We start from the raw sequence: 8,760 nt of genomic DNA on the forward strand, positions 1-8,760 counted from the left end.
AGTGGCCACTTCCTCGATCACCGCAGGGAGGAGGGGAGGGACGGGGGTGCGCGGGGCGTGCGCGGGGGTGGTGTTTCCGCGGGGTTTCACCGGTGTTGCGCCCGCGCGACCGTTTGGAGGTTCCGCCGAAACCCCCCGCACGGGCCCGGCGGAACCCTGGAGGACCGGTGGCTGCGCCGCGCCCCGCCGCGCGCCCACACTGGCCGCCCGGCGGCAGAGGGGGAGGACGCGGGTGGACGCCACGCAGCGGCGCACGGACCGGCCCACGGGACGTTCCACGGGTGCCGGGGTGCTCGACGCGCTGGGGGAGGACGGGTTCCGGGCCCTGCTGCTGTCGTGCTGCGACGCCCCGGCCTGGGCGGAGCGGGTCGCGGCCCGGCGCCCCTTCGGCACCGGCGAGGCGCTGCTGGCCGCCGCCGCCGAGGAGCTGGCCGCCACCACCGAGGCCGACGTGGACGTCGCCCTGGCCGCGCACCCGCGCATCGGCGAGCGCCCCGCCGGTGCCGCCTCGCGCCGCGAGCAGGCCGCCGCGCTGGCCGCCGACCCCGCCGTCCTGGACGCCCTGGCCGAGGGCAACCGCGCCTACGAGGCCCGCTTCGGCCACGTGTACCTGGTGTGCGCCTCCGGCCGCGGTGCCGAGGAGCTGCTGGCGGTGCTGCGCTCGCGGCTGGGCAACGACCCCGCCACCGAGCGGGCCGTGCTGCGCCGCGAGCTGGCCGCCATCACCGACCTGCGGCTGCGCCGCGCCCTCGACGAGGCCGGCACCGGTGCCGGGGGCGCGTCGTGACGCACCTGTCCACCCACGTCCTGGACGCCACCACCGGCACCCCCGCCACCGGCGTCGGGCTCACCCTCACCGGCCCCGACGGCCGGGTGCTGGCCCGCGGGCGCACCGACGGCGACGGGCGCGCCCGCTTCGCCGACGTCCTGCACCCCGGCGTGCACCGGCTGACGTTCGCCACGGGGGAGTACTTCCGCACCGCCGGCCGCGAGTCGTTCCACCCCGAGGTCGTCGTCACCTTCGGCGTGGACTCCGCCGCGCACCTGCACGTGCCGCTGCTGCTGTCGCCGTTCGCCTACTCCACCTACCGAGGGAGCTGACCGTGCCGATCGTCCTGGCGGGCCACCAGTACGGCAAGGCCGAGAACCGCGTCGTGCGCTTCCAGCGCGACTCCCCGCGCCACGAGGTCGTGGACCTGAACGTCACCACGACGCTGCGCGGCGACTTCGCCGACGCCTACCTCACCGGCGACCAGTCCAAGGTGCTGCCGACGGACACGCAGAAGAACACCGTGTACGCGTACGCCAAGGAGAAGGGGGTCGCCTCGATCGAGGGGTACGCGCTGGACCTGGCGCGCCACTTCGTCGACGACGTCGCCCCCGTCACCGGCGCCCGCGTCGACGTCGACTCCTACCCGTGGGAGCGCGCGCAGGTCGGCGGCACCGGGCACGACCACACGTGGGTGCGCTCCGGCGGGGAGGTGCGCACCGCCGCCGTCACGGTCAGCGGCCGGGGTGCGCAGCAGGTCGCGCACGTGCTGGCCGGGCTGAAGGACCTGACGCTGCTGAAGTCGACGGGCTCGCAGTTCTCCGGCTTCCTGCGCGACGGGTACACCACCCTGGCCGAGACGGACGACCGGGTCATGGCCACGTCCCTGGTGGCGACGTGGCGCTACGGCGAGGAGGCCCTGCGCGACGGTTTCGACTTCGACGCCGCGCACGCCGCGGTGCGCTCCGCGCTCGTGGAGCAGTTCGCGACCCTGCACTCCCTGGCGCTGCAGCAGACGCTGTGGCACATGGGCAGGACGGCGCTGGAACGGGTCCCGGCGGCGGTGGAGATCCGCCTGCTGGCGCCGAACAAGCACCACTTCGGCTACGACCTGGAACCCTTCGGCGTGGAGAACCGCGGCGAGGTGTTCCACGCCGACGACCGCCCCTACGGGCTCATCCAGGCCGTCGTCGCCGACGACGCCCGCCCCGCCGCCCCGGAGGCGTGGGCGTGAGCGCCGCGGCGGGCACCGGCCCGGGCACCGCCGTGCCCGACGCGTACTTCCTGGACCGCGCCGTGGAGCTGGCCACGAAGAACGTCGCCGACGGCGGCGGCCCGTTCGGCGCGGTCGTGGTGCGCGGCGGGGAGCTGCTGGCCACGGGGCAGAACCGCGTCACCCGCGACAACGACCCCACCGCGCACGCGGAGGTGCAGGCGATCCGCGCGGCCTGCCGGCGGGTGGGCACGTTCTCCCTGCACGGCACCACGCTGTACTCCAGCTGCGAGCCGTGCCCGATGTGCCTGGCCTCCTCGCTGTGGGCGCGGGTGGACCGCGTCGTGTACGCCGCCGACCGCGACGACGCCGCGCGCGGGGGTTTCGACGACCGCGCGTTCTACGAGCTGTTCTCCACCGACCGCTCGCTGTGGTCCACGCCGGTGCGCCAGCAGCGGGTGCCCTCCGCCGCCGAGCCGTTCGACGCGTGGCTCACCAGCGCCGCGCGCGTCGACTACTGAGCGGGGCGCCCGTGCCCGCCGGGCGGTTCCCCGGGGCCGGCGTCGAGGTCGTCCAGCAGCCGCAGCGCCACGTGCACGTCGGCCAGGTCGGCCACGTCGCGCAGGTCCCGGCCCAGCAGCCCCTCCAGGCGCCCCACCCGGTAGCGCACGGTGTTCTGGTGCAGGTGCAGGGCCTGCGCGGTGCGGGTGGGCGAGCAGCCGTGACGCAGGTGGGCGCGCAGCGTGCCGAGCAGTTCCGCGTCGGGCAGGACCGGGCCGAGCACGGTGCGCGCGAAACCGGCCCGCTCGCCCGCCGGGACCGCGCGCAGCAGGTCCAGCACCGTGCCGGTGTCGGCGTCCTCGGCGACCACGACGCGCCCGGTGGCCGCGCGCGCCGCCCCCAGCGCGCGCCGCGCCCCGGCGACGGCCTCCTCCCCGCCCTCCCCGGGCCGGCTGACCCCGCACAGCAGGCGCCGCTGGCCCAGCGAGGGCACCAGCCGGGCCAGGCGCCGGCGCAGCAGCGGCACGAGGTCGCCGCGGGCGGCGGCCAGCGCGGTGGCCCCGCCGGCGGTGACCTGCAGCCGGTGCGGCACGTCGGCCAGGGCGTCGGCCAGGGCGCGCGCGGACCACGCCCCGTCGGCGAGCACCGCCACGACCCGCCCGCGCGGGGCGGGCGGCACCTCGGCGGTGCGGCGGTGCACGGCCACCGCCCCGGCGAGCGCGTCGAGCAGGGCCACCCCCTCCGGCGGCGCGCCGGCGTCGACGAGCACCCACCAGCGCTCGGCGGGGTCCTCCGCGCCCACGGCGCGCACCTGCACCGCACCCCCGGCCAGGCGCACCACGGCCGGCCCGGCGCCGCCGCCCGCGGCGGCGCGCGCCCCGCGCAGCACGGCGTCGTCGGCCTCGTCCTCGCTCAGCGGCACCGGCCCGGGCACCACCTGCCGGCCGGTGGCGGAGAGCACCCGCACCGGGCGGCCCAGGTGGGCGGCCACGTCCCCGGCCTGCTCGGCCAGCGGGCGGCCCTCGGCGAGCCCGCGCAGCAGGCGCTGCACGGCCTCGTCGGTGCCCGCGCCCGTCCCGGCGCCGCCGGGGCCGGGCGCGGTGGCGGCGGCGACGCGGGCGCTGACCTCGTGGAAGGGCAGGTCGGCGGGCACCGCGAACAGCGGCAGCCCGTGCCGGCGCGCGGCGGTCACGACGTCCTCGGGCACCTCGCCCAGCAGGCCCTCGCCGACCGCGAGGGCGCTGGCGCCGGCCTCGGCGACGGCGGCGACGAACCGCTCGCTGTCGCCCGGCTCGCGCCGCCACACCAGGCCGGTGAGGACCAGGTGCGCCACGCCCACGTACCGGCCCGGGTCCAGCAGGTCCACGGTGCTGGTGCCGGTGACCGGGCGCTGCAGCGCCGCGGGGTCGCCGCCGAGCATCCGCAGCCCGGCCACCGCGCCCGGCGCCGCGCCCGGGACGGCGCCCGGCGCCGCGCCGTCGCCCCCGGCGCCCGGCCCGGGCAGCAGGTCGTGCACCCGCACGCGCACCCCCACCGACTCGAGAAGGGCCTTCGCCCGTGGACCTGAACACGATCGGGGCCATCATCGCGGTCCGGGACCGCGCCGCGCTGGCCGCCGCGCACCCCGGCGCGGCGGGCACCGCCGTGCTGGCCGGCGGCACGTGGCTGTTCTCCTGCGAGCAGCCGCACCTGCGCACCCTGGTGGACCTGACCGCCCTGGGCTGGGAGCCGTGGAGCGTCTCGCCGGCCGGGCTGCGCCTGGCGGCCACCTGCCCGGTGGCGGAGGTGGGGGCGCTGCCCGCGCGGCCGGGCTGGGCGGCGCACCCGCTGCTGCGCCAGTGCGTGCGCGCGCTGCTGGCCCCGCCCAAGGTGCGCGCGGTGGCCACCGTCGGCGGCAACGTGTGCCTGGCGCTGCCGGCGGGGGCGGTGACGTCGCTGGCGGTGGCGCTGGACGGCACCGCCGAGCTGTGGGGCGCGGACGGCTCCACGCGGCACCTGCCGGTGGCCGACCTCGTCGTGGGCGACCGGCGCACCGCGCTGCGCCCGGGGGAGGTGCTGCGCGCGGTGGACCTGCCCGAGCGGGCGCTGCGCGGGCGCACCGCGTTCCGGCGCACCTCGCTGCACCGGCTGGGCCGCTCGGCGTCGCTGGTGACCGGCCGGCTGGACGGGGACGGCTCCTTCACGCTGGCGGTCACGGCCGCCGTGCCCCGCCCGGTGGTGCTGCGCCACCCCGTGGCGCCGTCGCCGGCGCAGGCCGCCGCGCAGGTGGCCGCCGCCGTGGAGGGCGGGCCGGGCTGGTTCGACGACGTGCACGGCGCCCCGGACTGGCGCCGGGCGGTGACGCTGCGCTCGGTCGCGGAGGTCGTGCAGGAGCTGGGAGGGGCGTCGTGAGGCTGAGCGTGGACGGGGTGGCCGCCGAGGTGGACCCGCGGCCGGGGCAGTGCCTGCGCACCCTGCTGCGCGAGGGCGGGTGCACCTCGGTGAAGAAGGGCTGCGACACCGGCGACTGCGGCGCCTGCACGGTGCTGGTGGACGGCGCGGCGGTGCACTCGTGCCTGTACCCGGCGCTGCGCGCGGCGGGCCGGGAGGTCACCACCGCCGCCGGGCTGGCCCCGGCGGGCGAGCTGCACCCGGTGGCGCAGCGGTTCGTGGACGCGGCGGGCTTCCAGTGCGGGTTCTGCACCCCGGGGATGGTCGTCACCGCCGCCGCGCTGGACGAGCAGCAGCGCGCCGACCTCGACGAGCACCTCAAGGGCAACCTGTGCCGGTGCACCGGCTACCGCTCCGTGCGCGAGGCGGCGGACGGGGCGGAGCTGGAGCCCCTGCCCCGCAGCGGCCCGGTGGGGTGCGCGGTGTCCGCACCGGCCGCGCACCGCGTGGTCACCGGCACCGAGCCGTACACCCTGGACCTCGCCGACGGCGACGTGCCGCCGGGGCTGCTGCACGCCGCGGTGCTGCGCAGCCCGCACGCCCACGCGCGCGTCACCGCGATCGACACCTCCGCCGCCGAGGCCCTGGAGGGGGTGCACCTGGTGCTCACCCACCGGGACTCCCCGCCGGTGCTGTTCTCCACCGGCCGGCACGAGGACCGCCTGGACGACCCCGACGACACCCTCGTGCTGGACCCGGTGCTGCGCCACCACGGCCAGCGCGTGGCGGTGGCCGTGGCCGAGTCGGTGGCGCTGGCCGAGGAGGCGCTGCGCCGCGTCGTCGTGCGGTACGAGGTGCTGCCCGCGGTGCTGGACCCGCAGCTGGCCACCGCCCCGGGCGCACCGCTGCTGCACGCGGACAAGGACGCCGCCGCCTCGCGCATCGCCGACCCGGGCCGCAACCTCGTCGCCGAGCTGCACAGCGAGGTCGGCGACGTGGCCGGCGCGCTGGCGCGCGCGCACGCCGTCGTGGAGGGCACCTGGCGCACCCAGCGCGTCAGCCACGTCGCGCTGGAGACGCACGCCGCCGTCGGCTGGCTCGACGACGGCGGGCGCCTGGTGGTGCGCAGCAGCACGCAGGTGCCGTTCCTGGTGCGCGACGAGCTGGCCCGCGTGCTGGGCCTGGGGCGCGATCGGGTGCGGGTGCTCGCCGCCCGCGTCGGCGGGGGTTTCGGCGGCAAGCAGGAGATGCTCACCGAGGACCTCGTGGGCCTGGCGGTGCTGCGCACCGGGCGCCCGGTGCAGTACGAGACGACGCGGCGCGAGGCGCTCACCGCGCTGCCCACGCGGCACCCGATGGACGTGCGGGTGCGCCTGGGCGCCCGGGCCGACGGCACCCTCACCGCGCTGGCGGTGGACCTGCTCTCCGACGCCGGCGCGTACGGCAACCACTCCCCGGGCGTGATGTTCCACTCCGTGCACGAATCGGTGGCCACCTACCGGTGCGCGAACAAGCGGGTCGACGCCCGCGCCGTCTACACGAACTCCGTGCCCTCCGGCGCGTTCCGCGGGTACGGGCTGGGGCAGGTGGTGTTCGCGCTGGAGTCCGCCCTGGACGAGCTGGCGCGCGAGCTGGGCCTGGACCCGTTCGAGCTGCGGCGCAGGAACGTCGTCGTCCCCGGCGACCGGTTCGTGGCCACCTCCGACCCGGCGCTGACCGGCGTGGACGACGGGCTGCGCTTCGGCAGCTACGGCCTGGACCAGTGCCTGGACCTGGTGCAGCGGGAGCTGCCGCTGGGCGGCGAGCCGGTGCCGGAAGGGCCGCGCTGGCGCACCGGCTCCGGGATCGCGCTGTCGATGATCGCCACCGTGCCGCCGCGCGGGCACTTCGCCGACGCCTCCGCGCGCCTGCTGCCCGACGGCACCTGGGAGCTGGCCGTGGGCACCGCGGAGTTCGGCAACGGCACCACCACCGTGCACACCCAGATCGCGGTGCAGGCGCTGGGCACCACCGCCGACCGGCTGCGGCTGCGCCAGGCCGACACCGACGCCACCAGCCACGACACCGGCGCGTTCGGCTCGGCCGGGTCCGTCGTCGCCGGCCGGGCCCTGCTCACCGCGTGCGAGCGCCTGGCCGCGCGGGTGCGCGACCTGGGCGCGGGGCTGCTGGGCGCCGACCCCCGCACCGCGGTCCTCGAACCCGGCGGCGTGCGCTGCGGGCGGCGCCTGGCGGCGCTGGCCGACGTGCACGACCACGCGCTGCGCACCACCGGGGCGGCGCCGTCGGCGGAGGGCCGCGACGACGCCGCGCTGCGCTCGGTGGCGTTCAACGTGCAGGGGTTCCGCGTCGCGGTGGACACCGGCACCGGGGAGGTGCGGCTGCTGCGCTCGGTGCACGCCGTGGACGCCGGCACGGTGCTCAACCCCGTGCAGCTGCGCGGCCAGGTCGAGGGCGGCGTGGCGCAGGCGGTGGGCTCGGCGCTGTTCGAGGAGGTGCGCCGCAACCCCGACGGCAGCCCGCTCACCGTCTCGCTGCGCGAGTACCGCGCCCCCCGGATCACGGACCTGTGCGACACGCTGGTGCTGTTCGCCGACACGTACGACGAGGTCGGCCCGCTGGGGGCGAAGTCGATGAGCGAGGCGCCGTACAACCCGGTCGCGCCCGCCCTGGCGAACGCCGTGTTCGACGCCGCCGGGGTGCGGCTGCGCGAGCTGCCGATGAGCGCGGACCGGGTGTGGCGGGCGCTGCGGGAGCAGCGCGGGGCTCAGGGGGCGGTCGGCACCGCCCGCTTGTGAGCGGTGCTCTCGTAGTACCGGTACAGCCGCTCGCGCACGGCGTCCTCGACGGCCCGCCCCTCCAGGAAGTCGTCGATCTGCTCGTACGTCAGGCCCAGCGCGTCCTCGTCGGCGCGCCCGGGCCGGGAGGACTCCAGGTCCGCCGTGGGCGTCTTGGCGACGATGTGCGCGGGCAGCCCCAGCAGCTCACCCAGCGCGCGCACCCGGCGCTTGGTCAGCCCCGTCAGCGGGGTGGCGTCCACGCCGCCGTCGCCGTACTTGGTGAAGAACCCCGTGACGGCCTCGGCCGCGTGGTCGGTGCCGATGACCAGGCCGCGCCGGGCCCCGGCGATCGCGTACTGGGCGACCATCCGCTGGCGGGCCTTGACGTTGCCGAGCACGAAGTCGTGCTGGGCGTCGTCGGTGAACGTCAGCCCCGCGGCGACCACGGAGGCCAGGGCCGCGTCGCTGGCCGGGCGCACGTCCACGGTGAGCACCTCGTCGGCCTGCACCGCCCGCAGGACGTCCTGCGCGTCGGCGTCGTCGAACTGCTGCCCGTAGGGCAGGCGCACGGCGGTGAAGCGCGAGCCCGGCACCTGCCGGGTGGCGCGCCGGCACAGCATCCCCGCGACCGCGGAGTCCACACCGCCGCTGATGCCCAGGACGAGCTCGCGCGCGCCGGTGCCGCGCAGCAGGCCCGCCAGGAACCCGGTGCGCCGCTCGGCCTCGGTGGCGGCGTCGAAGCCGGCGCCCACCCCCAGCTCCGCGGCGATCCTGCGCTGCTGCTCGGGGACCTGCTCGCCGGTCCCGCCGGTCGTGGTGTCCGCCACCGCGTCCCTCCTCCCCGGCGCTCTCGCGCCGCCGCGCCGGCACCCTGCGCGGCGCGGTCGGGTCAGCCTCCCCCGCGGCGGTGCCGCCCGCCAACCCCGGCGCGCGGGGCGGGCGGGGCCCTGCCGCTCAGGCCGCCAGCGGCAGCCCGGTGCCCGGGGAGCCGGCGGCCGGGCGCCCGGCGCGCTCGCGGTACAGCGACGCCGCGTCGCGGAACGCGGCCAGCGCGTACGCCGGCACCTCCATCCCCTTCTGCTGCGCCCACAGCAGCTGCGACTCCAGGCGGGTGATGTCGCGCACGTTGC

8 protein-coding genes are annotated in these 8,760 nt (G+C 78.1%); 6 read left to right on the plus strand and 2 right to left on the minus strand.

Going from position 1 to position 8,760, the window contains the following annotated elements; translation table 11 throughout:
* Positions 1-232 precede the first annotated feature (232 nt).
* The 4 genes from uraD to ACRYR7_RS22230 are packed head-to-tail and all read left to right on the plus strand — an operon-like array spanning position 233 to position 2,503.
* Positions 233-787 carry a 2-oxo-4-hydroxy-4-carboxy-5-ureidoimidazoline decarboxylase gene (gene uraD / locus ACRYR7_RS22215; protein ID WP_432574290.1) on the plus strand — a complete coding sequence of 185 codons (555 nt, stop codon included), beginning with the start codon at positions 233-235 and terminating at the stop codon, positions 785-787.
* Positions 784-1,101: a hydroxyisourate hydrolase gene (gene uraH / locus ACRYR7_RS22220; protein ID WP_432574291.1), complete on the plus strand. Its 318-nt coding sequence runs from the start codon at positions 784-786 to the stop codon at positions 1,099-1,101. Before uraD ends, uraH begins: the two co-directional genes overlap by 4 nt.
* Positions 1,102-1,103: 2 nt before the next feature.
* Positions 1,104-2,003 (plus strand): factor-independent urate hydroxylase, encoded by a 900-nt coding sequence (gene pucL / locus ACRYR7_RS22225; protein ID WP_432574292.1) that lies wholly within the window; start codon positions 1,104-1,106, stop codon positions 2,001-2,003.
* Positions 2,000-2,503, plus strand: coding sequence for a nucleoside deaminase (locus ACRYR7_RS22230; protein WP_432574293.1), 504 nt, complete (start codon positions 2,000-2,002; stop codon positions 2,501-2,503). The genes pucL and ACRYR7_RS22230 overlap by 4 nt, the downstream gene beginning before the upstream one ends.
* Here ACRYR7_RS22230 and ACRYR7_RS22235 read toward each other — a convergent pair.
* Positions 2,497-4,005, minus strand: coding sequence for a helix-turn-helix domain-containing protein (locus ACRYR7_RS22235; RefSeq protein ID WP_432574294.1), 1,509 nt, complete (start codon positions 4,003-4,005; stop codon positions 2,497-2,499). The two genes, ACRYR7_RS22230 and ACRYR7_RS22235, sit on opposite strands and share 7 nt — an antisense overlap.
* 35 nt (positions 4,006-4,040) lie before the next feature.
* Here ACRYR7_RS22235 and ACRYR7_RS22240 point away from each other — a divergent pair, with 35 nt between their 5' ends.
* Together ACRYR7_RS22240 and ACRYR7_RS22245 are read left to right on the plus strand one after the other, a co-directional pair.
* Positions 4,041-4,874, plus strand: a complete 834-nt coding sequence (locus ACRYR7_RS22240) for an FAD binding domain-containing protein (protein WP_432574295.1) — start codon at positions 4,041-4,043, stop codon at positions 4,872-4,874.
* Positions 4,871-7,648, plus strand: coding sequence for a molybdopterin-dependent oxidoreductase (locus ACRYR7_RS22245; RefSeq protein WP_432574296.1), 2,778 nt, complete (start codon positions 4,871-4,873; stop codon positions 7,646-7,648). Before ACRYR7_RS22240 ends, ACRYR7_RS22245 begins: the two co-directional genes overlap by 4 nt.
* On the opposite strand, the gene nadE is transcribed toward ACRYR7_RS22245, so the two are convergent.
* Positions 7,618-8,457 carry an ammonia-dependent NAD(+) synthetase gene (nadE, locus tag ACRYR7_RS22250; protein ID WP_432574297.1) on the minus strand — a complete coding sequence of 280 codons (840 nt, stop codon included), beginning with the start codon at positions 8,455-8,457 and terminating at the stop codon, positions 7,618-7,620. The genes ACRYR7_RS22245 and nadE overlap by 31 nt on opposite strands.
* Between the last annotated feature and the right edge of the window lie 303 nt (positions 8,458-8,760).

The sequence above is a fragment of the Kineococcus gurbantunggutensis genome, assembly GCF_050871925.1.
In the GTDB taxonomy this organism is placed as follows: domain Bacteria; phylum Actinomycetota; class Actinomycetes; order Actinomycetales; family Kineococcaceae; genus Kineococcus.